Here is a 25,740-nt window from a genome sequence, read left to right as displayed (position 1 = left end):
CATGAAGCTCGTCTACGTCTTCGACGCCTACTGCGGCTGGTCCTACGGGTTCTCGCCGACCCTGGACGAGATCACCCGCCGCCACCCCGGCCTGCCCGTCGAGGTGGTCTCGGGCGGCCTGTTCACCGGGCCGCGCCGGGTCCCGATCCGGGAGTTCGGCTACGTCCAGGGCTCCAACGCGAAGATCAGCGAGATGACGGGCGTGGAGTTCGGCGTCGCGTACGACCGGCTGATCGCGGACGGCTCGTTCGTGATGGACTCCGAGGCCGCGGCGCGCGGCACGGCCGCCCTGCGGCAGGCCGCACCGGAGCGGGCGGCCGAGCTGGCCGGTGCCCTGCAGGAGGCGTTCTACGCGGACGGGCTGAGCCTGTCGGACGCGGCGACGTACCGGAAGGTTGCGGAGGCGGCCGGGCTGGACGCGGACGCAGTGGTCGCCGCCTTCGAGGGTCCGGCGTCCGCGACGGCCGCCCGCGAGGACTTCCGCCGCTCGGCGGCGTTCGGGGTGCAGGGCTTCCCGACCCTGCTGGCCGTCGACGGCGCCGGCCGGGCGACGGTCCTGGCCGTCGGGCACGCCGGGGCCGACGAGGTCGGGCGGCGGCTGGCGGCGCTGGGCGCGGTGTGAGACCGGCCGGGCGCTGACGGCCCGGCCGGTTGCCGAGAGTGCCTACGGCTGGTACGTGTACCGCCCCGCAGGCACGACCGCACTGCGTCCGCCCCGCGTCGTGACGGTGACGTCCACCGTGCCCGTCCCCGCCGGAGCCGTCGCGCTGCAGATCGTCGGCCCGCACGAGACGTGTTCGGCCGGGCGGTCACCGAACAGCACGGTGCCCCGCGCCAGGTCCGTGCCCTGCACGTACACGTGACCCCCGCCGGCGGCGGGCCCGCTGTTCGACATCAGCCGGGTCACCACGGGCGCCGGAGGAGCCGCCGGCGGCGGACCGCTGTACGTGAAGCCGCCGTCCGCCGTGTCCGAACCGCCCGGGGTGACGACCGTGACCGGGACCGTGCCCGTCCCGCCGGGGGTATGGGCGACGCATGAGGATTCCGTGCACGAGACGTCCGTTGCCGGATCGTCGCCGAACAGGACGGATCCGTCGGCCAGATGGGACCCGGTGACGGTCGCCTCCGTGCCGCCGGCGCCCGGCCCGCCGGACGTGCTGACCCCCGTCACCTCCGGTACGGGCGGGGTCTGTGCAGGCGGCTGCGGGACGTTGACGGCCATCGTCGCCACGTTGTCGGACGGGTCGGTGTCGCCCTGGTTGGCGACCGTCGCCCTGATCACCCCGGAGGGTTCCGTGTTCGCGCGGCGGTAGAACGTCACCTTCATGAAGTGTTCCCGCCCCGGCACCATGGTGCCGATGAACGTCGCGTCCAAGTGACGGCCGTCGGGCGAGAGGGACTCGGCGAAGGAGTAGTCGTAGGGCATCGAGTACATCATGGCGACGTCGGACATCCACATGCTCGGCGGCAGGTCGAAGGTGATGTGGGTGACGCCCGTGACGTCGGCGGTGCCGACGGACTTCCAGTTCAGCGAGATCTGACCGGGCGAGCGCTCGGCCGGGGCCTGGCCGTACATCGCGACCGCCAGATCGGGGTCGCCGCCCCGGTCGTCCGACGCGGCCGCGGGACCGGCCGCGGTCAGGGCGAGCAGGACCGCTGCACAGACTGCTGATAAGCGCGTTCTTCGGCTTGTCATGTCCGGAGAATCGTCAACGGGGGCCTGTGCGTTACACGTTGACGCCACGCCCCGTGAGGCACGCGGGGAAGTGCGCGAGCAACCACGGACGACCCGCAGTCGCAGGACCGCACGCGGGGCGGAGCCCTCCGGTTGCGAAGATCCCCACCCGCCCGCACATACTGGGACATGGAGCAGGCCAAGGCTGAGCCTCCCGCGTCCGGCCGCTGGGCGATGCTGGCCGTGCTGTGCGCGAGTCTGCTGCTGGTGGCCATGGACGCCACCATCCTCAACGTGGCCCTGCCCTCGCTCATCCAGGATCTGCGGCCCGGCCCGCTCGCCCAGTTGTGGATCATCGACGTCTACGGTCTCGTGCTCGGCGGGCTGCTGGTCACCAGCGGCGCCGTCGGTGACCGCTTCGGCCGCAAGCGGCTGTTCCTCGGTGGTTTCGTGCTCTTCGGCCTGGCCTCCGTCATGGCCGCCACCGCCCACACCTCCTGGCAGCTGATCGCCGGCCGCGTGCTGCTGGGGCTGGGCGGGGCCATGGTCATGCCGTCGACGCTCTCGCTGATCCGGAACATCTTCACCGACGACCGGGAACGTACGCTCGCCATCGGCGTGTGGGCGGCCGTCGCCGGGGCCGGGGCCTGTGTGGGGCCGCTGGTCGGCGGGGTGCTCGTCGAGCGCTTTGGCTGGGCGTCGGCGTTCTGGGTCAACGTGCCGGTCGTGGTCGTCACCGTCGCGGCGGGCGTCCGGCTGCTGCCGGAGTACCGGGCCCCGCAGGCCGGCGGCCTGGACTGGGCGGGGGCGGCGCTCTCCGTCCTCGGCATCGTCTGCGTGGCCTGGGGCATCAAGCACGTCGCCAAGGGCGGCACCGGACCCCTGGACCTGGGCACGCTCGTCGTCGGCGTGCTGCTGATCGCACTGTTCGCCCGCCGCCAACTCGGCCTGGCGGGCCCGCTGCTGGACGTGCGGCTCTTCCGCAACGGCCCGTTCCTGGCGGCCGCGCTGGCCACCCTGATGGCGATGCTCGCCATCGGTGCCGCACTGTTCCTGATCTCCCTGTGGCTGCAGTACGTCCACGGCTACTCGCCCGCACAGGCGGGCCTGCGCACCGTGCCGTCCGCGCTGGCCATGCTGGCGGGATCGCTGTCCACGCCCTGGCTGATGCACCGCATCGGGGTGCGCCCGGTGCTGGCCGTCGGGCTCGGCGCCCTGGCGGCGGGGTTCCTCGTGCTCGCCCTCGCGCCCGAGCCGACGAGCTACGGGGTCGTGGCCGTCGTCCTCGCCGCGCTCGGCCTCGGCGACGGGCTGGCGATCACGGCTTCGGCGTCGGTGCTCGTCTCGTCCGTCCCTCCCGAACGCGCCGGGCAGGCCGGTGCGGTGTCCGAGACCGCCTACGAACTCGGGGTCGCCCTCGGGGTGGCGCTGCTCGGCAGCATCCACGGCGCCGTCTACAGCAGCAGGATGACCGGGCTGCCCGTCGGCGGCTCCGCGGCGCAGACCGCGCGCGGGTCGGTCGGCGGCGCGGCCGAGGTCGCCCGGGAGGCCGGCGGCGTGACGGGGCGGCGCGTGCTCGCGGTCGCGCGCGAGGCATTCGACCACGCGCTGACCACGACGGCGTACGTCTCCGCGGCGATCGTGATCGCCGTGACGCTGCTGACGGTCTTCCTGGTGCCCCGCGGCTTCCGGGCGACGGGCGGCCACTGAACGGCCGCCCGTCACAGCGGAGTCGGGGCTCAGGATCCGTCGATCTCCAGCTCCACCCCCGCAAAGGCCTGCCGGAGACCCGCCTCGGTCAGACAGTCCGTCGGGAGCGAGCCCGGAAGCGTCTGGACGCCGCGCACCGCCCGGTGTCCCTTGCCCCGGCCCTCGACGACCGTGCCCAGGAGCCGGAGGGTATGGGCGCCCAGCGCCCGGGTGCCGACGGAGGAGGTGTAGTCGATCACCGACTCCCCGCCGTCCGCGTAGTGCACGACCTCGTGTCCGCCGGCGGTGACGAGCGCAAGACAACCGGCCCCGGGCGAGGCGCCCTTGATGGTGCCCGTGGCGCTCACCGTGTGCCCCGGGCGGTCCGTGCAGGTGTAGGTGGGGTGCGCCTCGATCCCGACGTCCCGGGGCTCGAGCGTCAGCCCCGGGGTGTAGGACGTGCTCTCCTGACCCGAGCAGGACAGCGGGGCGTGCGCGTGCGCCTGCGCGGCCGGGGCCCACCCCAGGGATGCGACGGTCAGCGCCGTCGCACACAGGGAGACCCGGACACCGTACCTACCGAACATACCCACCTCTTCGGTGACTTGGGGGAATCGCGGAACGGCTCTCTTCCTACCCGTCGGAACCCGTCATTCCGCCCCGTTCGTACCGAGCACCCGCAGCATGCCGACCGGCGCACGCCCCCCGCACACCACCGACTCCCCTCAGGAACCGAGGAACGGCAGCCCGCCCCCGCCCCGCACCGCCGCGTGCACCGCCAGCAGCACCCCGGCCGTACCGGTCGCCAAGTCCATGGACAACCGGAGCAGTCCGTCCATCGCGAACGCCAACTCGCCCTCGTAGGGCACGGCATGCACCCCCAGCCCCCGCAGCTGCACCTCCCGCAGCTCCTGCGGCCCGTCCAGGTGCGCCAGGGTGTACAGCTGCCCGGCGTGGCCCGTGAACAGGCCCGGCGAGAGCAGGAGTTCCGCCCCCAGGCCGTCGCGGATGCGGTCCCGCAGCCGTGCGAAGTGGGGGTCGGGCCGGTGCCGCAGGAACTCCTGGAGGACGAGGCCGATCCCCGCGCTGCCCGCGCCCAGCCCGGCCACCCAGCGCTGCCCGTCCCTGACCTGGACGTACCGCCCGCGCGGTGCGCCGCAGCGCGCGATGTCCCGGGCCAGGGCGGTCTCCGCGCACCGCAGCCAGCGCTCCTCGCCCGTCGCGGCGAAGAGCCGCACGAACAGCAGGGCCGGGCCCGACCACCCGCGCATGAGCCCGGCCGCGGCGGCGCCGTCGCCGTCGTGGAGAGAGCGTGCCACGCGATCGCCGAGCCGGACAGCGGTCTCCGCGTCGCCGGCGTGCAGGAAGGCCAGGGCGATCCCGGCCAGGCCGCCGAACAGGCCCGTCCCGCAGCCCCGCAGGTCGAAGGCGGCCAGCCGCTCCAGCACCGCCCACGCCTCCTGCAGCCGCCCCGACTCGCCCAGCACGTGGGCCACTCCGGCGAGCCCGTCGTAGAGCCCCGGCCGCGGCCACTGCGCGCGTTCGGCCGCCCGCACCAGCCAGTCGGTGTGCCCGGCGAACTCCGGGCGCGTGCCGTACCCGGTGACGTGCAGGGCGTGCAGCACCCCGGCCGCGCCGTAGGCCAGGCCCGTCGCCTGGCCGTCGAACTGCCGGACGTCGCCGGGGAAGAGCCGGTCCTCCCGTTCCGGGGTGGCGCTGCGCAGGACCGCCTCGCACAACGAGTCCAGCACCGGGTCCCACTCCGCCTCCCGGCCGTCCGGGGGCCAGTCCACCGCGGGCTTGACGGCCGTGCCCGCGGGCGGGGCCAGTTCCTCGCGCAGCCGCGCGGTGAACTCCGGCGGCACCGGGAAGCGTTCCTCGACGAGCCGGACCAACTGCCCGGGCTTGCGCGGGTCGAAGCGCATCAGCTCCGTCAGCGGGCAGAAGACCGCCAGGCGCAGACTGGCCAGCCCGTACGCGTCGACCGCGGTGCCCGAACGCGCCCACGGGGCGACGAAACCCGGTGTCCCCATGGCCGGGGCGACGTCCTCGCCGGTGCCGAACGCGGTCTCGAAGTCGACGAGGCACACGCTGCCGTCCGGCCGGACCAGCACGTTGCCCGGCTGGAGGTCCCCGAAGACGACTCCCCGTGCGTGCAGCGCGGCCACCGCCGCCCCGATCCGGTCGAGGACGCCGCACGCCCACGCGGCGTAGGAGGCCCGCTCCGCGGGGTGCGGGTCGGGGCGGAGGAGCGGGTGGCGCCGGGCGACCGCCTCCAGCAGCGGTTCGCCCTCGACGAACTCCTCGGCCAGGAAGTGGTGTTCCCAGTGGACGGTGCGCCCCAGGACCTGCGGCACGCAGTCCAGCCCGGACAGCCGCTGCAGCACGGCGTGTTCGCGGGCCAGCCGGGCCACCGCGTCCCTGCCCCGGTCGTCGACGGCGGTGTACGGGCGGGCCTCCCGGAGCACCACCGTGCGTCCGGTGCCGGTTTCGACGGCGCGGTAGACGCCACCGCTGTTGGAGAAGCGCAGCGCCTTCTCCACCCGGTACGGGAGCCGTCCGCCCGGCCCGCTGCGGGAGGCCCGGATCCGGTCCGCGACGAACGGCGGGACGCCGGCCCACGGCGGCACCCGGAACACGGCCCCGCGCACGTCCGGCACCGGTTCGCCGTCCGGGCGCAGCACGGCGGGCACGTAGTCGCCGTCGTGCGAGAAGCAGAAGCGCGGGGCGAAGCCCCCGTAGCGCAGGTACAGCGGGCCCTCGTGCCAGCGCAGGTCGCTGAGGATGTACGGGCCCCTGACGCCCCGTAAGAGCGAGGACAGCTCCCGCAGCGTGCGTTCCAGCAGCTCTTCGCAGCGCGGGTAGATGGTGATCAGCTTGCCGCCGGCCGAGCGCGGCGCCCGCTTGCTGTTGACGAGCGCCAACAGGGTGCTGCTGCGCAGGAACTTGAAGCCGATGCCGTGCTCGACGCAGTACTCCCACACCGTGTCGACCACGCGCGGGGCCTCTTCGGCCGTCGCCGACGCGTGGATCTTCCAGCCCTGCGGCTCCAGCCGGGCGCCGGCGCGCTGGAGGGAGACCCAGCCGGCGCGCTCGGCGCGGTGCCAGCCGGGGGGCGCGGGGCGGTCGGCCCGTGCGAAGCGTTCGGTCGCGTCTTCGACGCGGTCCGGGGAATCGGCGAAGAGGGGGTCGGCGGCGAGGTGGCCCTGGGCGAGTATGGTCGTCCTCCTCCGGGATCTGCGCCCCGTGGGCCGTATGTCGGCTGCGGGCGCGTCGTGGTTGGTCGCGCCCACGCGGCGTAGCCGCATGACGCAGCACAGCCCCGCGCCCCTGACGGGGCGCTCCTGCGGCGGAGCCGCCGACGCGCCGGCCGTCCCCGTGGGGCGATGGGCGGCCGGCCGGCGCGCCTCCCCCGGGGCCGGCCGTCAGACCTGCCCGAGGGTGCTCTGGTAACTGTTGCTACACGGCCACAGGGCGGGGGTCTCCTCCTCCATCTCCTGCAGCTCCAGGATTTCCGACATGCCGTTCACCTCCCTCCGGCGCCGCGCGGGTGACGGACCGCGGATCGAGGAAGGGAAGGACGGGGCCGGTCCTCTCGAACGCGGAGCTCAGCGCCAGCAGCACGCCCGCGGAGCCGGTCGCCAGGTCCGCGGACAGCCGCAGCGCGCGGAAGCCCGGGAAGGCGAGGTGGCCGCCGTAGGACTGGGCGTGCCAGGACAGCAGGCGGATCTGCCGCAGCAGGGCCGGGCGGTCCGCGGGCTCGTCCAGCGCCGCCAGCACGGCCACCGATCCCGAACGCCCGCGCAGCAGGCCCGCGTTGCGCACGTACACCGCGTCGCAGGTCCGGCGGATGCGGGCCAGCAGCTCGGCGCGCTGCCCGTCGGGGCGGTGCCGCAGCAGGTCGCGCAGGACGAACGCGAGCCCGGTGCTGCCCCCGTGCAGGTACGGAAGGTGGGCTGAGCCGTCGAAGAGCGCCACGTGGCCGTCGGGCAGCGTCCGCAGCCTGTTCAGGTCGAGGCGCACCGCCCGGTCGGCCAGGTCGAGGAAGCGCCGTTCCCCGCACTCCTCGTACAGCCGCAGGAAGAACAGGGCGATCCCCGTCGCGCCGTGCAGCAGCCCGTACGGTGCGGGCCGGCCCGGCCTGCCGGGCAGCGGTCCCTCCTCGACGGCCTCGGCCAGGTCGGCGGCCAGGCGCAGGGCCGCGTCGTGCAGCGCGGTGTCGCCGGTGGCCGCGGCGAAGTGCAGCAGGGTCAGGGCGATGCCGGCGCGGCCGCCCGCCAGGTCGAGGGTGAACGCCCGCTCGTCCAGGGCCAGACAGCGGTCCAGGACCTCGCGGGCGGCCTCGCGCCGGCCCAGCAGGTCGAGGGTGAGGGCGGCGCCGTGGAGGCCGTCGTAGAGGCCCGGCCGGGGCCTGCGGTCGCCGGTGGCGGCCGCCGCCAGCCAGGCGGTGTACGGCTCCGGGACGTCCGCCCCCGCGCGGTGCAGCGCGTACAGCACCCCGGCCGCGCCGTAGCCGAGGGGGTAACCGCCGATGAGCGTGCGCCCGTTGGGGGTGCCCGGGAAGAGGCGGTCGGTGCGGTCGGGCGTGGCGCAGGCGTGGATGCCGTGCACGAGCGCGCTGCGGATCGCGGGCCAGTCCGGCGGGTCGGCCGCCAGCAGGGCGCCCGCCCGGTCCTGTTCGGCGGGCCGGTCGCCGGGCCACAGCCCCTGCACCAGGGCGGGGCCGAAGTCCGGGGGGACCGGGTAGTGCCGGGCGACGGCCGCGACGAGCGTGTGCAGCTTGGCGGGGTCGCGCCAGGGGACCGGCAGGAACAGCCACAGCCGCAGGCAGTCGAGCAGGTGGCGCACGGCCTCGGTGCCGCGGCAGCCGGGCGGCACGCTGAAGCCCGGCTCGCCCGGCGCCGCCGGGCGGGTGTCGTGCAGTCCGGTCGCCGAGGCGAAGCCGACGAGCGCCACTCGGCCGTCGGGCCGCAGCACGACGTTCTTCGGCGGCAGTTCGCCCAGCCGCAGGCCCCGCCCCTGCACGGCGGTGAGCGCCCGGCCGATCCGCTCCAGCACGCCCAGCGCCCACGCGGTGTAGGACCCGGCCTCCCGGGCGGCGCGCCCGGTGGAGGTCAGCGGGAAGGCGAGCGAGGCGGCCTGCAGCAGGGTGCGGCCCTCGATGAACTCCTCGGCCAGGAAGTGGTGTTCGGCGTAGACACGGTGGTCCACGAGCCGCGGTACGCACTCCAGCCCCACGAGCCGCTCCAGCGCCGAGCGCTGCCGGGCGAGCCGGGTGACGGCGTCCTCGCCGCGCGGGTCGAGGCCGGCGTGCGGCCGGGCCTCGCGCAGCAGCACCGGCTTGCCGGTGCGCAGGTGCACCGCGCGGTAGGTGCCGCCGCCGTTGCCGAGGCCGAGGGCGCGCTCGACCCGGTAGGGGAACTCCCCCGCGGGGGCGGCGTGCAGGGCCTCCAGGTCGGGGCGCAGCACCCCGGGCAGCTCCAGCCAGTCGGGCGGGGAGAACACCGGGCGGCGCGGCTCGGGGACGAGCGTGCCGTCGGGGGTGAGCAGCGCGGGCCCCCACTCGCCCTCGCCGTCGGGGCACGTCCGCCCGTCCCGGGACCCGTAGCGCACGTACAGCGGCCCCGGCCCGTGCCGCAGCCCGCCCAGCACGTACGGGCCGGTCAACCCGTCGAGCAGGGCGCCGAGTTCGGGGAGGGTGCGGGTCAGCTCCTCCTCGCCGTCGAGGTGGACGGTGATGAGCCGGCCGCCGGTGAGCCGGTCGGCCCGGTCACCGTTGAGCTCGCGGGCGGCGGCCCGGCTGCGGACGAAGTCGAACGGGAGCCTGCGCTCGACGCAGTAGCCCCAGACGATCTCGACGGCCCGGACCACCTCGGGCAGGGTGACGGACACGTGGATCTGCCAGCCCTGCCCGGGGGCCGCCTCCCCGCCGGGCCGCAGGGTGACCCACCAGCCCGACTCGCCGCGGGCCCAGCCCTCGGGGGCGAGCCGCCGTGCCGCGGCCAGCCGTTCGCCGGCGTCCGGGTAGCGCTCGGGACGGTCGTAGAAGACCGGGTCGGCGAAGCAGAAGCGGTCGTAGTCCTTGAACGTCAACACGGCACGTCCTCCTCGGGGCGAGGACTCGATGGGTCACAGCGCCAGGGCGCTGAATTCCGGGGGGTTCGTCCGGACCGAGCGGCGGTCGATCCGGGACCGCACCTCCGGGGAGCCGAAGTGGTAGTCCATGCGCCGCACCGCCTCCGCCCAGTCCTGCATGGTGCGCACGGCGGAGAGCGTCTCGATGACGAACGGGTCGTTCAGCCGCGAAATGCCGCGCTGCCAGAGTTCCATCGGGGATTCTTCGAGCAGGTTTCCCACCGTTCCCTCGTAGACGGGCAGGGCCCGCACTTCGCCGTCGGGTTCGACCTGCATCACTCGTGCGTCGACGCCGCTGGCGAAACGGTCGGGGCGCATGACGAGATTGCTGTTGTCGGTGGTGAAGACGCGCACCGATTCCGGGGCGAGGTCCTGGAGCCGGGCGTGCCGTTGCTCACTCGTCAATTCCGCCACCTGTTCGTCGTCGAGGAGCTCGAAATGGCCGAACTCGGGGCGGCTGGCGAGGCCTTCGGGGACGGCCGCGTTGAAGGTGACGCTACGGAGTTCGGGGAACCGGGGTGCGATGGCCGTGCAGAATTCCTCCAGCTGCGGGAAATTGCTGCGCACCACGACGCAGTCGATGCCGAACCACAGCGGACTGCGCCGGCGCCGGCGCCGCTCGCGCGCCGCCGCGTCGAGCAGGGTCAGGGCGCTCAGGGCCCGGTCGAAGGAGCCGCGCCGGCCCCGGATCCGGTCGTGGATCTGTGCCGTCGCCCCGTCGAGGCTCACGATGACCTCGTCGAAGACCCTGGCGAGTTCCGTGGCCATCCACGGTTCCATGATCCAGCCACTGGTGTAGACGGCCGTCTTGATGCCGGCCCGGGACAGCTTGCCGGCCACGTCGAAGATTCCCTTGACGACGAGGGGTTCGCCGCCGGACAGGGCGACCACGCGGGGGTTGAGCGTGATCAGGGCATCGGCGACCCGCAGCATGTCCTCGTGGCCCAGTTGCCGCGGAGCCCGGCGACCGGACTCCGAATAGCAGTGCGAACACCGCAGCGGACAGGCATAGGTGGTGTCCCAGACGACCACCTCGGGACCGGACGACTCGAGCATGGTTCCCCTTCGGCATTTTCCACCGGCTTTTCAACACGGAACGGTTCGTGCAGAGTTCGTGGTGTCGCACGCCAGAACGACCTGCCGTCACCCGCCCGCCGTATCGGGGACTTTTCCACGACGGACGCACCGAGTCTGCCGCGTCCGCGGCACGGAGGGGGACCCCGGAACCCTCCGATTCCACTGGGGGTTTTCCGCCATACGCACATGCGGGACAGCTTCTGGACCAAGGTCACGAACTCTGCTCATACTGTGTCTTCCCGGGGGACGACCCCCGGACCCCCGGCCGACCGTGTCCTTCCGGGGGACGACCCCCGGACCCCCGGCCGGAAGAGCAGGCATGCGGGGTTCGCGGAGCGATATCGCGAGGGGAACCTTCGGTTGATGCGGGTGAGGGGTACCGGCCGGCCCATGCGCATTGCCGCGATCTCCGGCGGGCTGTGCCTCCTGTGGGCCGTGGCGGCCGGCGCGATACTGCTGCGGAACAACACCGTGACGCTGCCCTGGATCCTGGGCTCCGTCCTGCCGTGCTACTGCGCGGGCCTGTTCGCCTGGTGGCACGCCCCGGCCAACCCGGTCGCGCGCAGGCTGCTGCTGGTCGGCACCGCCCTCGCGTCGAGCATCGCCATCCGCTACACCGCCGCCTTGCTCACCACCCGGTGCGGCTGGGACCTGACCGCGCCCGAGAACGGCCTTCCCTCACCGGAGGCCTCGGCCGTCCTGCTGCCGACCGAGGTCAACAACCTGACCTTCAGCATCCTCGTCGTACGCCTGCTCGCCCTGCTGCCCGACGGCCGCTACCGCTTCCGCCACGAACGCACCGTCCTGGGCGCGTTCTGGGGCCTGCTCACCCTGCCGCTCGTCCTGCCGCTCGCGGGGGTGCCCACCCGCGTCGTCGAACTCGCCGTCTTCTACCACCCCGAGGCGTGGCTGCCCGGGCTCGGCGCCGCCCTGCTCGTCGTCCGCTGCCTGCGCGCCCGGGCGGCCGGGCAGGAGGACGTCGCGCGGCTGCTCCCCCTCGCCGCCGCGGCCGCCGTCCTCTTCCTGGGCCGCGGCAGCTGCCGCCTCTTCCGCACCTGGCACGGCGAGACCGGCATCCTCTACCTCATCGGCTCGCTGCTCGGCGCCCTGCCGTACGTGCTCATCTCGCTGTCCGTCGTCTACGCGGCCTTCCGCTACCGCTTCCTCGGCGTGGACATCGTCATCCACCGCGAAGTCGTCTACGGCACGCTGTGGCTGATCATCAGCGCGTGGTACCTGGGCATGGCGATGACGCTCGGGCTGACGGCCGGCCAGTACTTCCCGATCGGCCTGTCCGTCCTCGTCGCCGTCACCGCGACGGCCCTGTTCCAGCCGGTGCGCGCCCGGCTGAACCAGCTCGCCGAGCGCCGCGTCTTCGGCAAGCGGCTCAGCAGCTTCGAACTGATCGTCCAGTTCGGCACCGCGCTCGAACACGCCTATGACCTCGACCTGCTGGCCCCCCAGCTGGCCGCGGGCCTGCAGGAGGGGCTCGGCCTGCAGTGGGTCCGCATCCGGCTGGGCGGCGAGGGCCTGCCGGCCCACCTGGGCGCCGCGGGCGAGGAGACGGACGGAACCTCCAGGACGACGCTGCCCCTGTGGTACGGGCACGAAGTCCTCGGCCTCATCGAGTACGGGCCCAAGACGGAGGGCCGGTTCATGCCCGAGGACCACGACGTGGTCGAGACCCTGGCCCGGCAGGCCGCGCTCGCCGTCCACAACGTGTACCTCGCCGCCGAACTGTCCGCGCGCGTCGAGGAGGTGCAGCGCCAGGCGGGCGAGCTCGACGCCTCGCGTGCCCGCATCGTGCACGCCCAGGACGGCGAACGGCGGCGCATCGAGCGCCGGTTGCACGACGGCATCCAGCAGGACCTGGTGGCCCTGGTCGCCAAGCTGCGGCTCGCCCGCAACCGGCTCGCCCGCGGGGGCGACGTCGACGCGGTGCTCACCGAGGTCCAGGACGACGCCTACCGCGTCATCGACGAACTGCGCGAGGTCGCCCACGGCATCCACCCGCCGGTCCTCACGGACCAGGGCCTGGTGGCCGCCGTCACCTCCCGCGCCCGCCGGATGCCGATCCCGGTCACCGTGCACGTCGAGGACTCGCTGGACCGGGTGCGCTTCGCGCTCGAGGTCGAGGAGTCGGCGTTCTACCTGGTCTCGGAGGCGCTGACCAACGTGCTCAAGCACGCCGACGCCACGCACGCGACCATCCGCATAACGCGCTCCGGCGGCTGGCTGGTGGTGGAGGTCACCGACGACGGCGTCGGCTTCAGCGGCGACCCCGCCGCCGGGTCGGGGCTGACCGGCATGCGGGACAGGATCGAGGCGGTCGGCGGCGATCTGCTGATCACCAGCCGGACCGGGGGCGGCACCGTGATCCGCTCCCGGCTGGCCGAGCGGGTGTGCGAGGACGGAGGATGCCGGTGACCGACGTGGGTGAGGAGGCGATGCGGGTCGTCATCGCCGAGGACCACTACCTGGTGCGCGAGGGCACGCGCCGGCTGCTCGAGGACACCGGGCACGTGGCCGTGGTGTCCGCGGTCGGCAACGCGGACGAACTCCTCGACGCCGTCGACCGGTTGCGCCCGGAGGCGGTGATCGCGGACATCAGGATGCCGCCGAGCCACCACACGGAGGGCATCGCCGCGGCCCACGAGATCCGCGCCGCGCACCCCGGCATCGGTGTGGTGATGCTCTCGCAGCACGCCGATGAGAACTACGCGTTCGACCTCTTCCAGCGGGGGACGGACGGCCTGGCGTACCTGCTGAAGGAACGGATCGGGGAACTCGACGAACTGCTGCGAGCATTGCGGGAGGTGGCGGCGGGCCGCTCGGTGGTCGACCCCCGCATCGTCGAGGTCCTGATGGGCAGCCACACACGGGCGGCGGACGCCCCGCTGGCGGCCCTGACCCGCCGGGAACTGGACGTGCTGCGGCACATGGCGGAAGGCAAGACGAACCGGGCGATCGCGAAGGCGCTGACACTGTCGGAGTCGACGATCGAGAAGCACGTCAACTCGACTTTCTCCAAACTGGGGTTGGCGGAGGAGAGCCAGCTGCACCGGCGGGTGAGCGCGGTGCTGGCGTATTTGCGGCATGCGCCGCGGGGGGCGGGGCCCGCCCCCCGAACAGGAGGGTGAGGGGTCGATACACCGGCCTCAGACGATCGGCGGGCGGCCCAGCTTGGTCATGCGCCACACCGTGGCCCATCGGATCGGCTGGCGCCGCCCGCACGGCGTTCTCGCGCCCTCTGCGAAGCCGCCCGCCCACGCGCGCAGCCCGGCCAGGGAGCGACTGCGAGCGAGCGTGAGCAGCGCCCACACGCCGAGGTAGACGGGGACCAGGGCGGCGGGCAGGTGCCGCTTGGCCAGCCAGACACGGTTGCGGGCCACCATCCGGTGGTAGACCGCGTGGCGGGTCGGCAGCGTGCGCGGGTGCTGGAGGACGAGCGCAGGTTCGTAGAGGACCTTCCAGCCGGCGTCCAGAGCGCGCCACGCCAGGTCGGTTTCCTCGTGGGCGTAGAAGAACTCTTCGGGCCAGCCGCCGACTTGTTCCAGCATCGGCATCGACAGCGCGTGGCCGCCGCCGAGGAACGTCGTCACCAGACCACGGCGCATCGGGTCTTTTGCACGGAGGCGCGGCACGTGCCGGCGCTGGGTGTGTCCCGTCTCGTCGGCAATACGGAAGCTGATGATGCCCAGGTGGTCGTCCTCCTCGTACAGTCCCTGGATCCGGCCGAACACGTCCGGACTGATCAACAGCCCGTCGTCGTCCAGGTCGACCAGCACATCAACGTCGCCGAAGTCCCGGAGCACCCGCAACGCGACGTTGCGACCGCCGGAGACGCCGAGGTTCTCGTCCAGCTCCACCCCCGTCACGCCTTCCGGCAGAGGAGGCAGGGGGGACCCGTTGCCGACCACCACGACACGGGCCGGGACGGCGTCCTGCTTGGCGACGGAGTCGACAAGGGCGCGGAGTTCCTCGGGCCGGTTGCCCATCGTCAAGATCGCGACGCCTACGCGCGGATGACACACAGCTGAACGCTCCCTCCTCGACCGGACGGTTCCGCGATACTAAGCGCTCCGCGGAAGTGCAGTGCGTCAACTGCGGGCTCGTCGTGGCTGTTCGCGCAGTTCCCCGCGCCCCTTCGGGGCGCGATCACGCACTGCACTTCGCCAAGCCCGCTTGGCGGCTTACGCCACGCAGCCGGGCAGAGATGGGGACACCGTGGGGAGCAACGAGCCCAAGGGCACCGCAGCAATGATCGTCAACGCACGCGGCGAGTACCTGCTGCACCTCCGGGACAACATCGCAGACATCAGCTGCACTGGTTCCCCGCCGCCACAACTCATCGGTTGACCATCAACATGAGAAGGAGTGCATGCCCGTACTCCGCTGAGGAGATTGCCGAGTCGGGCCCGGCGTGGAGTCGTCACCGGCACCCGACCCCGCAAGCGCGGCGCAGCCGCCCCGCCTACCGCACATCCTCCCACGTCACCACCGGACTCCCCGCCCGCAGCGCAAAGTCCATCGCCGCATCGCGCACCGGCCACTTCAGCCGCAGCCAGCACGGGATCGTCGCCGGGATTCCGTCGTCCCCGGCGAGGTGCCAGAACGTGTTCGAGTCCTGTCGGGCGAAGTACGGGCAGAAGAACGAGACGACCAGCGTCACCCGTCGCCCCCGTGTCACCGGGGTCACCGCGTGGAAGATCCGGCTCCCGTGCAGGAAGAGTGTCGCGCCCCGGTCCCCGCAGTCCGCTTCCCGGATCCTCGGGTCGCCGTCCCGTGCACCGTCGAACTGGTCCGTGCGGCCGCGGAAGTAGCTGAAGCGGCCGCCCTCGTAGTCCTCGTAGCCGTTCAGCTGGATGGTGAAGACGTAGTCCATGCCGTCGCGGTGCCAGCGCACGATGTCGGGGCGGGCGCCCGGGCCCCGGCCCTCGAAGTAGTTGATCTGGGCGGTGGGGATGCGCAGGGGGTGCGGGATCAGCGGTACGCCCACCAGGCGGGAGCACGTCAGCAGGAACGCCCGGTCGCGGATCATGTTGTTGATGAACGCCGACATCAGGTCGGCGCTGCGCACCCGGCGTGTGGCGATGAAGCGGCTGGCGCCCGCGGCGCCCTCCAGCCGGTCGCACACCTCGGTGAGGCAGGCGAGCCCCTCGGGTGTCAGGATCTGTACGGGGCCGACGAGCGCGGTGTCGTCCAGTCGGCCCTGGCCGCAGCCGAGTTCACGGGACGTGTAGCCGAACTCCTGGAGCCGCACCCGCGGCCCCCGGGGGCGCGTGACCACGAACTCGCTGCGCCAGCGCGGTTCGCCGGGCAGCTCCGGTGCCCGCCGCGGCGGCCTTGCGCGCACCGCGTGGAGGACCTGGTCGAATCCGGTGGCCGTTCTCGGCAGGTTGAGCGCGTTGGTTCTTCGGCATCTCGCCCGGGTCATCGACATAAGGGCAGTATGCGACCGGCCTGCGGGACTCCGACAAGATCCTTGGAAAACTCCGGCCAGTTCCTTTGGTTTGTTTCGGGTGGGTGAATCTCTCCTTTCGTCGGAAGGCTGATTGACGGTTTCGTGCTTACGATCCGCGGAACGTTATTCGCACTTCCGGAATGAGTCCCCGACGAACCTCACTCTGTCCCGCCGCCGTGCCCTCGCGGCCTCCGCAGCTGCCGCCCTCGCCCTCGTGCTGTCGGCCTGCGGGACGTCCGACGAGGCGGGCGGCAACCGGGTACGGATCGGGGTCAGCGGAACGGACCCGGAGTGGGACGTGCTGGCGAAGGAGGCGAAGAAGGAAGGCCTCGACGTGAAGATCGTGCCCTTCGACGACTACCAGCTGCCCAACAAGGCTCTCGCGGACGGCGACATCGAGCTGAACGCCTTCCAGCACCTGGCGTTCCTCAGCCAGTTCAACGCGCAGAACCGCACCGCCATCGTGCCCGTCACCTCCACCTCCGTCGCGCCGATGGGGGTGTACTCCCTCACCTACAAGTCCGTCGACGCCGTCCCCGACGGCGCCCGGATCGCGATTCCCAACGATCCGTCCAACCAGGGCCGGGCCCTGCTCGTCCTGCAGCAGGCCGGACTGATCCGGCTCAGGGACAAGGCCGGCATCTACGGCACCCCCGACGACATCACCGGCAACCCCAAGCACCTCACCATCACGCCCGTCGACGCCCAGCAGACCCCGCGCAGCCTCAAGGACACCGCCGCCTCCGTCATCAACGCCGGAGTCGCCGAGCAGGCGGGCCGCCGCACCGATCAGGCGATCTTCCGCGACGAGCCCGAAAGCGCCGCCGCGCGGCCCTACGTCAACGTCATCGCCGCCCGGGCGAAGGACAAGGACAGCGACACGGTGCAGAAGATCGTCAGGCTCTACCGGTCGGCCCCGGTGCAGGAGGCCGTCAAGAAGTCGTCGGGCGGCGCCCGTTACGTCCTGGACCTCCCGCAGGCCGACCTCCAGCAGGAGCTCGACCGGCTCTCCGCGCAGGGACGGGGCTGAACCACCGTGATCGAACTCCGCAACGTCACCAAGACCTTCCCCGCCGGCGGCGGCCGCGACGGCGGCCCCGGCTTCACGGCCGTGGACGACGTCTCCCTGACCGTCGCCCGCGGCAGCGTCTACGGCATCGTCGGCCACAGCGGAGCCGGCAAGAGCACGCTGCTCCGGCTCGTCAACCACCTCGAAGTGCCCACCTCCGGCAGCGTCCTGGTGAACGGCCAGGATCTTGCCGCCCTCGGTGAGCGGGGGCGGCGCGAGGTGCGCCGCTCCATCGGGATGGTCTTCCAGCAGTTCAACCTCTTCCGGTCCCGCACCGTCCTCGGCAACGTCGCCTATCCGCTCAAGGTCGCCGGCACACCGCGCGCCGCGGCACGCGAACGGGCCGCGGAGGCCCTGCGGTTCGTCGGCCTGGACGGGCACGCCCGCCGCTACCCCGAGCAGCTCTCCGGCGGCCAGCGCCAGCGCGTCGGCATCGCCCGCGCCCTGGCGACCTCGCCGAAGGTGCTGCTCTGCGACGAGGCCACCTCCGCCCTCGACCCGCAGACCACCCAGGAGGTCCTCGCCCTGCTGCGGCGCGTCAACAGCGAACTCGGCATCACCATCGTCCTGATCACGCACGAGATGGACGTGGTCCGCGCCCTCTGCGACCACGTGGCCGTGATGGCCGACGGCAAGGTGGTGGAGAGCGGCGGCGTCTACGACGTCTTCTGCCGGCCGCAGCACCCCACCACCGAGGCGTTCGTCCGCTCCGCGCTCCACGACCTCCCGGACGCCGCCGCCCTGGACCGGCTGCGCGCCCGGCACGGCGGCCGGCTCGTCACCGTCCCCGTCACCCACGACGAGGACGGCATGCTGGAGCTCTCCCGCCTGCTGCGCGTGTACGACGTGGACTTCACCGTCGCCCACGCGGGCGTCGGCGAGGTGCAGGACCGCTCGCTCGGCAGCGTGACCCTCGAACTGCGCGGCGCGGAACGGGACATCGACGCCGTCCTCGCCCGCCTCGCGGACCAGCGAAAGGCGGTCGCACGGTGAAGGCCGACTGGCACACCTTCTGGCCCAAGGTCGTCGACGCCACCGGCGAGACGGTGTACATGGTGCTCGTCACCCTGGCCCTGTCCGCCGTCCTCGGCATGGCCGTCGGCCTGGCCCTCCACGCCACCCGCAAGGGCGGCGTGCTGCAGAACCGCGCGGTCTTCGCCGTCCTGAACACCCTGATCAACGTCGTGCGGCCGGTCCCGTTCATCATCGCCATCGTGGCGCTGTCCCCGGTGACGCGGAGCGTGGTCGGCACGATGATCGGCACCGATGCGGCGGTCTTCCCGATGGTCGTCGTGGCCACCTTCGGCGTCGCCCGGATCGTCGAGAGCAACCTCGTCGCCGTGGAGCCCGGGGTGATCGAGGCGGCCCGCTCGATGGGCGCGGGCCCGGTGCGGATCATCCTCACCGTGCTCGTCCCCGAGGCCCTGGGGCCGCTGGTCCTCGGGTTCACGTTCATGCTGGTCGCCCTCATCGACTTCTCCGCCGTGGCGGGGACGGTCGGCGGGGGAGGCGTGGGCAATCTGGCCATGACGTACGGGTACCTGCGCTTCGACACCTCGGTGATGGTGGTCGCCGTGGCCGTGCTCGTCGTCCTGGTGCAACTGGCCCAGCTGCTGGGCAACTTCCTGGCCCGCAAGGTGCTGCGCAGGTAGCCAAGCACTCCGCGGGTAGTGCAGTGCGTCAACTGCGGGCTCGTTGTGGCTGGTCGCGCAGTTCCCCGCGCCCCTTTGAGGCGCGACCACGTACTGCGCTTCGCCAGGCCGACCTACTAGTGACGGACCATCAGAATGGGTTCTCCTCCTCGAAGTACGGGCCGCCAGGCCAGACGTACGGGACCCGGGTGAGGGCCTCCGACGTCTCCCACAGGGCGCGTGCCCGGGCGGTGTCACCGGCGGCCGTGGGGAGTTCCACGGGGCCGGGGCCGCCGCGGGCCTCGAAGCGCCCGGTGGGGCCGTAGAAGCCGCCGGGCGCGATGCCGGGCGCGGTGCCCGCGTAGAGGGAGGGCAGCGCGGCCGCCTCGACGGGCTGTCCGACGAACCGTTCCAGCGTGACCTCCGCCAGGCGTCGCACCGGGCGGGACAGGTGCCGCTGCAGGCCCGTCAGGCTGGAGCCCGGGTGGACGGCCACGCTGACCGGTCCCGCGCCCGCGGCGTCGGCGCGGCGCTGGAGCTCCAGTGCGAACAGCACGTTGGCGAGCTTGGACTTGGCGTACGCGGCCATCGGCCGGTAGTGCCGGGTGCTCTGCAGGTCGCTCGGATCGGCCATCGGGCTGCGGGCGATGGCTGCGCTGACGGTGACGACGCGGGCGCCGGGCGCCCGCAGCAGCAGCGGGAGCAGTCGTCCGGTGAGGGCGAAGTGGCCCAGGTGGTTGACGCCGACGGTGAGCTCGAAGTCGTCCACGGTGGTGCGCCGTTCCGGAACGGCCATCACGCCGGCGTTGTTGACCAGCAGGTTCACCGGCCGGCCGGCGCGGCCCAGCAGTTCGGAGAAGGCCTCCACGGAGGACAGGTCCGCCAGGTCGAGCCGCTCGGGCCGCACCCGCGCACCGGGCACCTCGGCGGCCGCGCGCCGGGCTGCTTCCCGGAGCCTGTCCTCGTCCCGGCCCGCCATGACGACCTCGGCGCCCGCCCGGGCCAGCTCGCGCGCGGTGACGTAGCCGATGCCGCTGCCGGCGCCGGTCACGACGGCCAGCCGGCCCTCCTGGCTGGGCATGTCCTGGGTGGTCCAGCTGTGCATCTGACTCCTCGGCGGCCGGTCGGCGGACCCGGGCGACCGTATTGTCCGCTGCCGGGCGCCCGTCACCGTGCAGGCGCGCCCGCCGCGACCTGCTCGGCGACGTGCCGGGCCTGGCGGGCCACGTTGCGCAGGTGGTTCGAGAACGGGATGCGGACGTGCGTGCCCACCCCCGTCAGCCACACGTGCTCGGGCGGCGCCTGCGGGAACCGCCGGACCCGCAGGTCGGCCTCCAGCCGGCCGAGCGTCCGGCCGCCGGGCTGCGGTCCGGACAGGTGCAGGGCGCTGTGGTCCCGGTCCCAGTGCAGGGCGGGCAGCTCGAAGCCGGTGGCGTTGACGACGTGCCCGAAGCGCTCCCGCGTCCCGTCCGGCCACTGCACCTGCCAGGCGCCGTCACGGAAGGCGACGGCCTCGGGATAGGCGGGGGCGACGCGGAGGCGGTCGGCGTCGAAGTGGGCCAGCAGGCGGCGGGCGTTGACGACCGTCATCGCCGTGGCATAGCGGCCGGTGAAGGGGGCGAAGTGCGCCAGCAGGGCCCGCAGGCGGGGCTCGGGGAGTCTGCCGCCGAGGGCGATGGCCCCCTCGATCACCGGCACCACGAGGTCCGGCCAGGCGCAGGCGCCCGCCTCTACCAGGGCCGTCTCCTCGCGCAGCCGCTGTACGGGGTCGGCGGCGGAGGAGGTCTGCCGGCGCAGCGGCCGGGGGCCGAGCAGCCGGAGCGCCTCCACCGCGCAGCGCAGCAGCCGGTCCGGGAGGTGCGGGTCCGCGGGGTCGAGTGCGGCGATGCGGTCGAGGGGAGGCAGCGGGCGGCCGGGCGCGGCCAGCGAGGGGCGTACGGCGGGCAGCTGCCCGGACGGGGAGGTGAGGGTGGCGCGGTGGCCTCCGCGGCACAGCAGCAGGGAGGCGTCGATGGCGGACTGGTGCGTGCCGAGGACGAGTACGCGGCTGCCGGGGTGCAGTGCGTCGCGGAGGCGGCGGGCCGGGTAGGGGCTGTCGAGGTAGGCGGGGTGCCCGGTGAAGTCCGCGAACTTGTGCGGGACGCGGGGCCGTTGGACACCGGTGCCGATGACCACGGCGTCGCCGGCCAGTTCCTCTCCGGTGCCGAGGCGCACCGGGTGGCGGGGGCCGGTGCCGGTGCCGATGGAGTCGGCGGTGGTGCGGTGGTGGTGGACGTCGATCCCGTGGGCGGCGGCCAGGGCGGTGGCCCGGACGGAGCGCTCCTGGCAGTACTCGGCCATCCGCGCCCGCGGGACGCAGTCCTTGGGTGTGCCCGTCCAGCCGTGCTCGCGCAGGTGGACGACAAAGTCGTCGAGCCGGTCGGCGCGGACGGAGTTGATCTCGGCGGCGCTGTTGCACAGCAGCAGCGGGTCACGGTCCCCGAAGGCGAGGCCCCAGCCGGGCGGGTGGGGGTCCACTACGTGGAGGGAACGGGGAGAGGCGCGGCCGGTGCCGACGAGTGCGTCCACCAGGTGCACGAGGACGCTCGTGCCGGCCACACCGGCCCCGATGACCACGATGTTCTGCTCCATGGGCGGCATCTTGCCCGTGGGCGGAGGAGTTCAGGCCTCGCGGGTGCAGAGGTTCATATGCGGGGGCGGGCGATGAACGGGCGAAGGAGTCGTCGCCGGTCCGCGAGCTCGTCACCGTAAAGGGCTTTCCGCGCAGCGGCTTGGAACGCGTCGATGCTTTTGCGCAGCACGTTCAGCAAGGAATCCAGCGCCTTCACCTCGGCATCACGAGGCGGTTCTCCCGGCCTGTCCTCAACTGCCGTACGGCGATAGAAGGCGTAGAGGGATTTCGCGCGGTTGTTGATTTCCTCTGCATGGGTGGCGACGTCCTCGGGCCCGCGCAGGGCGACGGTCGGCCAGAGCTTCTCGATGTTGTCCACCTCGGCTCGCATGGCGTCGAGGATCGTCGACGTGTCCGATTCCCCCTGCGCGGCCAGGCGGTGGAGGTTCGTGGCGCAGGTGAAGAGGGACAGGTACACCTCGAAGCGGGGCCGGCGGAGATCCTTCCGGTCCTCCGCCCTGATGGTGAGCTGCACGCCCTCGCGTTGGGCCCATCCGGCCGCGAAGGCCGCGCCGACAGTCGCAACAGCCGCCGCCAGCGCACCGGAGACCGCCGCCAACCCTGCGTCCATGCTGCTGATTATGGCCCTGGGGGCGGTGCCCTATCCCTCTTCCTCGGCCAACCGCGTCAGCAGGTCGAGCGCCTCGATCACCACGGCCTGCTCCCGCTCGTCCAGCCGCTCCCCGAGCGCCCGGGCGATCCAGCCCTCCCGGGTGCGCCGCACCTCCGTCAGCTGGCGGCGGCCCTTGTCCGTGAGGGACATGATGGCCTGGCGGCGGTCGGTGGGGTGCGGGGAGCGCTCGACCAGGCCCTCCTCCTCCAGGGCGCCGAGGGTCGCGCCCATCGACTGGGGGCGGACGCGCTCGGCCCGGGCGAGGGCGACGGTGGTGGCGGGGCCGTGCCGGTCCAGCCGGCTGAGGACGGCGGCCTGGGACAGCGTCACGCCCTCGCCCTCGGAGGCGGCGCGGAGGCGCCTCATCAACTGTCCCGTCAGGACGCGCAGTTTCGCCGCTGCCTCGGCGAGCTCGGGCGAGACGGCTGAGGCAGAGGACGGCGGCTGCTCGTGGATCACTTGGAAAGGGTACCTTTCGACAGGCTGCGGTCGGCCAGTGTGGCCACGAGCAGCACGGCGCCGAGCCCGGTGAGCACGAGGGCGATGGTGTGCAGGCCGTGGGTGCCGGCCCGGTCCCCGTAGAGCAGTCCGATGAGGGCGGCGGAGACGACGGCGCCGGTGTACTGGGCCGTGCGGAAGAAGCCTGCGGCCGTGCCCATCCGGCCCTCGGGCGCCTGGGCGTAGAGCGCGGTCTGGTTGCCCACGGCGTTGAGCCCGTTGGGCAGTCCGAAGACGACGCCGATGGCCGCCAGCAGCAGGACGGGGGTGCCGGGGCCGGTGAAGAACAGGGCCGCGGCGGCCACCGTCATGGCGGCCGTGCCGGTCACCAGCGGCCCGCGCACCCGCCTGCCGCGCGCGCCGGACCACGAACAGACCGCCGCCGTCGCGGACATGGGCAGCATCACCAGGCCGGTGACGGTCGCCGAGTAGCCGGGGACCTCCTCCAGCCACTGCGTGTAGCCGTACATGATGCAGTAGATGACGAGGAAGGCCGCTCCGCAGCGGGCGTAGGTGCGCAGCAGGGGGCGGTTGGCGGCCAGCATCCGCAGGTCGAGGAACGGCTTGCGGGCCCGGAGTTCCCAGGCGGTGAGGGCGCCCGCCATGGCGACGGCGAGGGCGAGCAGCAGCCAGTCGGGGTGGCGCAGGCGCATCAGGAAGAGCATCGCGGGGACCATGACGCCCGCGAACAGCAGGACGCCCAGCGGGTCGAGCGCCTGCCACACGGGCTCGCGCGGTGTCGTGCGCGGTTCGTCCGCGGGCAGCCACAGCAGGGTGAGGAGGAGGCCGGCGGCGGCCAGCGGCACGTTGACGCCGAAGATCGACCGCCAGCCGGCCAGGCCGATGAGCAGGCCGCCGAGCGCGGGCCCGACGGCCGCGCTCGCCAGCCCCGCGATGGTCAGCGCGCCGAGGACGCCGCCCGGCGGCTCCTGGTCCAGCCGGGCGGACTGGGCGCGGATCATGGCCATGGCGGCGGGGTAGGCGGCGGAGGTGCCGATGCCGATGAGGACCCGGACGGCGATCAGCATGCCGAGCGAGGAGGCGCCGAGCCCGGCCAGGCCCGCCAGCCCGACGAGCACCAGACCCGCTGTGTACACCCTGCGGGCGCCCAGGTGGTCGGCGATCCGGCCCATGGCGGGCTGGGCCACCGCGCTGGCCGCGTACAGCCCCGAGACCAGCCATGCGGTGCCGGCGGTGCCGACGCCGAGATCGCGGCCGATGGGGACCAACGCGGTGGCGATCATGGTCGAGTTGACCGGGTTGAGCATCGAGCCGATGACGACGGGCGCGACGAACCGCGGGCCGAAACCGGTCCTCCGGATGCGTTCGCCGGCGGGGGCGGTGGTGGTCAGGGTGCTGGACATCGGGCTTCTTTCGCCGTTCCTGCAGATGACAACAGTCTGCCTGCCAATAAGGGAAGCTTGCAAGTTTGCCTTCTAATATTTGAGGAGGTGCTGCGGTCATCCCGATGGCCCCTCCCCGGCTGCGCCGCCGCCCGCCGCGCCCTGGACTGGGACCGTGACCTGCATACGAACCCGGTCGCGCAGGGCATCGCGCGCCGCCGTGACGGCAATGGCCGTCGCGGGCGCCCTCGTGGCCGGAGGGTGCAGTGCGGACGACAGCCCGGGGCGACCGGAACCGCGGTCGGCGGGTCCCTCGGGCACACCCGGGCACGCGGCCGGTTCCGGTCTGCCGCCGCTGCCCGCGCACCTCGCCCGGCAGCGCCTCGACTGGGGGGAGTGCACCACCCAGGACGCGGGCCCCGCGGGCGTCACTCTGCGTCCCGACGCCGACTGCTCCTGGCTCACCGTGCCCGTCGACTACGTGGCCCCGGCGGGCAGCACCCTCCGGATCCGGGTGGCCCGCGTCCGGGCCCGGGACACGGAACGCCGCCTGGGCTCGCTGGTGTTCAACCCCGGCGGCCCCGGCGAACCCGGCGCCGCCCTCGTCGCCGACGGGGCCTTCGAGGCCACCCCGGACGTGGCCGCACGCTACGACTTGGTCGCCTTCGACCCGCGCGGCACCGGCCGCTCCGCCCCGCTGCACTGCCCCGAGGGCAACGGCAGCGACCTCATCCCGCGCACCGCGCAGCAGGCGGACGCGGAGTTCCGGGCGGCGGCCGCGCAGGGCGAGGACTGCCGCCGGGTCACCGGCGCCCTGCTGGCCCACATGGACACCGTGAGCGTCGCCCGCGACATGGACCTGCTGCGCGCCGCCCTCGACGAACAGCGGCTCAACTACCTCGGCGTCTCCTACGGCACCTTCATCGGCCAGCACTACGCACGGCTCTTCCCCGACCGCGTGGGCCGTTTCGTCCTCGACAGCGTCGTCGACCCCGCCGCCGACCAGACCGCGGTAGCCCGCGGCGACACGAAGGCGCTCGACGCCAGCTTCGCCAGCTACGCGCGCACCTGCGCGGCGAACGAGTGCCCCCTGGGCCGCACCGCGGACGAGATCGTCGGCAGGACCACGCAGTTCGTCCGCGCGCTCGACGCCGCCCCGCTGCCCGGCCCCGACGGCAGCAGGCTCACCACCGGCATCGCCGCACAGGGCATCCGGGGCCCGCTCTACCAGGCCGAGAAGTGGCCGGACCTCACCCTGGCGCTGGCCGACGCCATGGCCGGCAGGCCCGGCGCCCTCATCGGCCTGGCGGCCGAGCAGATCCCCGCCACGGGCACCCGCAGGGAGGGCGCCCCGCCGGTGGACGTGCCCGCGGAGGACCCCACCATGCCCCGGAACGCCGTCGACTGCCTCGACCGCCCGGGGCCGCGCAGCGCGTCCCGACTGCTCGCGTACGTCGGCGAGTTCGACAAGGCGTCACCGCTGTTCGGGGCCACCGTGGCCACGGCCATGTTCCACTGCGCGGCCTGGCCCATCGCCCCGACGGGCCGCGCCGAGCGGCTGACCGCGCCCGGGGCGCCGGCGATGGTGCTCGTCTCCTACGCGGTCGACCCCGCCACGCCGCTGGACAACGCGAAGGCCGTGCAGAAGAACCTCGGCGGTTCGTCGCTCGTCGTGCGCGAGGGGACGGGGCATGCCGCCTACGGCGGAGGGTCGGAGTGCACCGATCGTGCCGTTGACGGCTTTCTCGTCGGGGGCGTGCTGCCTCCGGCGCACCTGGAGTGTGCGGTTCAGGAGTAGGCGGTTCTGCGGCTGCAGGTCGCCTGTGGTTGCTCACGCAGTTGGTACCTCTCGACTTTCGGGGTTTTCGTGGGCCT

The 25,740-nt window shown here is 73.2% G+C and carries 21 protein-coding genes; 9 read left to right on the top strand and 12 right to left on the bottom strand.

Going from position 1 to position 25,740, the window contains the following annotated elements; all coding sequences use genetic code 11:
* The first annotated feature begins 1 nt into the window (after position 1).
* A complete protein-coding gene (locus ACLHRZ_RS27780) occupies positions 2-622 on the top strand; it encodes a DsbA family protein (protein ID WP_490421284.1) in 621 nt (206 codons plus the stop codon).
* Positions 623-664: 42 nt separating this feature from the next.
* Here ACLHRZ_RS27780 and ACLHRZ_RS27775 read toward each other — a convergent pair whose 3' ends face one another.
* A complete protein-coding gene (locus ACLHRZ_RS27775; protein ID WP_490421283.1) occupies positions 665-1,696 on the bottom strand; it encodes an IPT/TIG domain-containing protein in 1,032 nt (343 codons plus the stop codon).
* Between the two features lie 168 nt (positions 1,697-1,864).
* Here ACLHRZ_RS27775 and ACLHRZ_RS27770 point away from each other — a divergent pair, with 168 nt between their 5' ends.
* Complete coding sequence (locus ACLHRZ_RS27770; protein ID WP_490421282.1) at positions 1,865-3,385, top strand: MFS transporter; 1,521 nt, start codon at positions 1,865-1,867, stop codon at positions 3,383-3,385.
* 29 nt (positions 3,386-3,414) lie between these two features.
* Here ACLHRZ_RS27770 and ACLHRZ_RS27765 read toward each other — a convergent pair whose 3' ends face one another.
* The 4 genes from ACLHRZ_RS27765 to ACLHRZ_RS27750 form a co-directional block, all read right to left on the bottom strand.
* A complete protein-coding gene (locus ACLHRZ_RS27765; RefSeq protein WP_490421281.1) occupies positions 3,415-3,951 on the bottom strand; it encodes a hypothetical protein in 537 nt (178 codons plus the stop codon).
* Positions 3,952-4,089: 138 nt separating this feature from the next.
* Complete coding sequence (gene lanKC / locus ACLHRZ_RS27760; protein WP_490421280.1) at positions 4,090-6,657, bottom strand: class III lanthionine synthetase LanKC; 2,568 nt, start codon at positions 6,655-6,657, stop codon at positions 4,090-4,092.
* Between the two features lie 166 nt (positions 6,658-6,823).
* Entirely contained in the window at positions 6,824-9,460 is a 2,637-nt protein-coding gene (lanKC, locus tag ACLHRZ_RS27755; RefSeq protein ID WP_490421279.1) for a class III lanthionine synthetase LanKC, read from the bottom strand.
* A gap of 33 nt (positions 9,461-9,493) precedes the next feature.
* Positions 9,494-10,555: a radical SAM protein gene (locus ACLHRZ_RS27750; RefSeq protein WP_490421278.1), complete on the bottom strand. Its 1,062-nt coding sequence runs from the start codon at positions 10,553-10,555 to the stop codon at positions 9,494-9,496.
* A 411-nt stretch (positions 10,556-10,966) separates the two neighbouring features.
* Between ACLHRZ_RS27750 and ACLHRZ_RS27745 the strand changes: the two genes are divergently transcribed.
* Both ACLHRZ_RS27745 and ACLHRZ_RS27740 read left to right on the top strand, forming a co-directional pair.
* Positions 10,967-13,003, top strand: a complete 2,037-nt coding sequence (locus tag ACLHRZ_RS27745; protein WP_490421277.1) for a GAF domain-containing sensor histidine kinase — start codon at positions 10,967-10,969, stop codon at positions 13,001-13,003.
* 20 nt (positions 13,004-13,023) lie between these two features.
* Positions 13,024-13,716: a response regulator transcription factor gene (locus tag ACLHRZ_RS27740; protein WP_490421341.1), complete on the top strand. Its 693-nt coding sequence runs from the start codon at positions 13,024-13,026 to the stop codon at positions 13,714-13,716.
* An 18-nt stretch (positions 13,717-13,734) separates the two neighbouring features.
* Here the strand turns inward: ACLHRZ_RS27740 and ACLHRZ_RS27735 are convergent, their stop codons facing one another.
* Positions 13,735-14,574 carry a glycosyltransferase family 2 protein gene (locus tag ACLHRZ_RS27735; RefSeq protein ID WP_490421276.1) on the bottom strand — a complete coding sequence of 280 codons (840 nt, stop codon included), beginning with the start codon at positions 14,572-14,574 and terminating at the stop codon, positions 13,735-13,737.
* 229 nt (positions 14,575-14,803) lie between these two features.
* Here ACLHRZ_RS27735 and ACLHRZ_RS27730 point away from each other — a divergent pair, with 229 nt between their 5' ends.
* The gene (locus tag ACLHRZ_RS27730) at positions 14,804-14,935 is read left to right on the top strand and encodes a hypothetical protein (RefSeq protein WP_490421275.1); all 132 of its coding nucleotides are present in this window, start codon (positions 14,804-14,806) and stop codon (positions 14,933-14,935) included.
* Positions 14,936-15,050: 115 nt separating this feature from the next.
* Here ACLHRZ_RS27730 and ACLHRZ_RS27725 read toward each other — a convergent pair whose 3' ends face one another.
* Complete coding sequence (locus ACLHRZ_RS27725; protein ID WP_490421274.1) at positions 15,051-16,013, bottom strand: hypothetical protein; 963 nt, start codon at positions 16,011-16,013, stop codon at positions 15,051-15,053.
* Positions 16,014-16,254: 241 nt separating this feature from the next.
* On the opposite strand from ACLHRZ_RS27725, the gene ACLHRZ_RS27720 reads away from it, so the two are divergent.
* From ACLHRZ_RS27720 to ACLHRZ_RS27710, 3 genes are read left to right on the top strand one after another with little or no spacing between them, the layout of a single operon-like run.
* Positions 16,255-17,070 (top strand): MetQ/NlpA family ABC transporter substrate-binding protein, encoded by an 816-nt coding sequence (locus ACLHRZ_RS27720; RefSeq protein ID WP_490421273.1) that lies wholly within the window; start codon positions 16,255-16,257, stop codon positions 17,068-17,070.
* A 6-nt stretch (positions 17,071-17,076) separates the two neighbouring features.
* Positions 17,077-18,102, top strand: coding sequence for a methionine ABC transporter ATP-binding protein (locus tag ACLHRZ_RS27715; RefSeq protein WP_490421272.1), 1,026 nt, complete (start codon positions 17,077-17,079; stop codon positions 18,100-18,102).
* Positions 18,099-18,761, top strand: a complete 663-nt coding sequence (locus ACLHRZ_RS27710) for a methionine ABC transporter permease (protein WP_490421271.1) — start codon at positions 18,099-18,101, stop codon at positions 18,759-18,761. The genes ACLHRZ_RS27715 and ACLHRZ_RS27710 overlap by 4 nt, the downstream gene beginning before the upstream one ends.
* 130 nt (positions 18,762-18,891) lie before the next feature.
* On the opposite strand, the gene ACLHRZ_RS27705 is transcribed toward ACLHRZ_RS27710, so the two are convergent.
* From ACLHRZ_RS27705 to ACLHRZ_RS27685, 5 genes are all read right to left on the bottom strand, one after another.
* The gene (locus ACLHRZ_RS27705; RefSeq protein WP_490421270.1) at positions 18,892-19,845 is read right to left on the bottom strand and encodes an oxidoreductase; all 954 of its coding nucleotides are present in this window, start codon (positions 19,843-19,845) and stop codon (positions 18,892-18,894) included.
* A gap of 62 nt (positions 19,846-19,907) precedes the next feature.
* Positions 19,908-21,371 (bottom strand): FAD/NAD(P)-binding protein, encoded by a 1,464-nt coding sequence (locus tag ACLHRZ_RS27700; RefSeq protein ID WP_490421269.1) that lies wholly within the window; start codon positions 21,369-21,371, stop codon positions 19,908-19,910.
* A gap of 53 nt (positions 21,372-21,424) precedes the next feature.
* Positions 21,425-21,982 (bottom strand): hypothetical protein, encoded by a 558-nt coding sequence (locus ACLHRZ_RS27695; protein ID WP_490421268.1) that lies wholly within the window; start codon positions 21,980-21,982, stop codon positions 21,425-21,427.
* A 30-nt stretch (positions 21,983-22,012) separates the two neighbouring features.
* Positions 22,013-22,483, bottom strand: coding sequence for a MarR family winged helix-turn-helix transcriptional regulator (locus tag ACLHRZ_RS27690; RefSeq protein WP_490421267.1), 471 nt, complete (start codon positions 22,481-22,483; stop codon positions 22,013-22,015).
* Positions 22,480-23,886, bottom strand: coding sequence for an MFS transporter (locus ACLHRZ_RS27685; protein ID WP_490421266.1), 1,407 nt, complete (start codon positions 23,884-23,886; stop codon positions 22,480-22,482). Before ACLHRZ_RS27685 ends, ACLHRZ_RS27690 begins: the two co-directional genes overlap by 4 nt.
* A 154-nt stretch (positions 23,887-24,040) precedes the next feature.
* Here ACLHRZ_RS27685 and ACLHRZ_RS27680 point away from each other — a divergent pair, with 154 nt between their 5' ends.
* Entirely contained in the window at positions 24,041-25,663 is a 1,623-nt protein-coding gene (locus tag ACLHRZ_RS27680; RefSeq protein ID WP_490421265.1) for an alpha/beta hydrolase, read from the top strand.
* Positions 25,664-25,740 lie beyond the last annotated feature (77 nt).

The sequence above is a fragment of the Streptomyces sp. AM25 genome, assembly GCF_058146165.1.
This window is presented reverse-complemented; position numbering and strand designations above follow the sequence as displayed.

Coding starts and splice junctions, on each gene's coding strand:
- ACLHRZ_RS27735 (WP_490421276.1), bottom strand. CDS start 14,574: ATGGGCAACCGGCCCGAGGAACTCCGCGCCCTTGTCGACTCCGTCGCC.
- ACLHRZ_RS27780 (WP_490421284.1), top strand. CDS start 2: ATGAAGCTCGTCTACGTCTTCGACGCCTACTGCGGCTGGTCCTACGGG.
- ACLHRZ_RS27705 (WP_490421270.1), bottom strand. CDS start 19,845: ATGCACAGCTGGACCACCCAGGACATGCCCAGCCAGGAGGGCCGGCTG.
- ACLHRZ_RS27770 (WP_490421282.1), top strand. CDS start 1,865: ATGGAGCAGGCCAAGGCTGAGCCTCCCGCGTCCGGCCGCTGGGCGATG.
- ACLHRZ_RS27745 (WP_490421277.1), top strand. CDS start 10,967: ATGCGCATTGCCGCGATCTCCGGCGGGCTGTGCCTCCTGTGGGCCGTG.
- ACLHRZ_RS27765 (WP_490421281.1), bottom strand. CDS start 3,951: ATGTTCGGTAGGTACGGTGTCCGGGTCTCCCTGTGTGCGACGGCGCTG.
- ACLHRZ_RS27700 (WP_490421269.1), bottom strand. CDS start 21,371: ATGGAGCAGAACATCGTGGTCATCGGGGCCGGTGTGGCCGGCACGAGC.
- ACLHRZ_RS27685 (WP_490421266.1), bottom strand. CDS start 23,886: ATGTCCAGCACCCTGACCACCACCGCCCCCGCCGGCGAACGCATCCGG.
- ACLHRZ_RS27695 (WP_490421268.1), bottom strand. CDS start 21,982: ATGGACGCAGGGTTGGCGGCGGTCTCCGGTGCGCTGGCGGCGGCTGTT.
- ACLHRZ_RS27775 (WP_490421283.1), bottom strand. CDS start 1,696: ATGACAAGCCGAAGAACGCGCTTATCAGCAGTCTGTGCAGCGGTCCTG.
- ACLHRZ_RS27725 (WP_490421274.1), bottom strand. CDS start 16,013: ATGACCCGGGCGAGATGCCGAAGAACCAACGCGCTCAACCTGCCGAGA.
- ACLHRZ_RS27750 (WP_490421278.1), bottom strand. CDS start 10,555: ATGCTCGAGTCGTCCGGTCCCGAGGTGGTCGTCTGGGACACCACCTAT.
- ACLHRZ_RS27740 (WP_490421341.1), top strand. CDS start 13,024: ATGCGGGTCGTCATCGCCGAGGACCACTACCTGGTGCGCGAGGGCACG.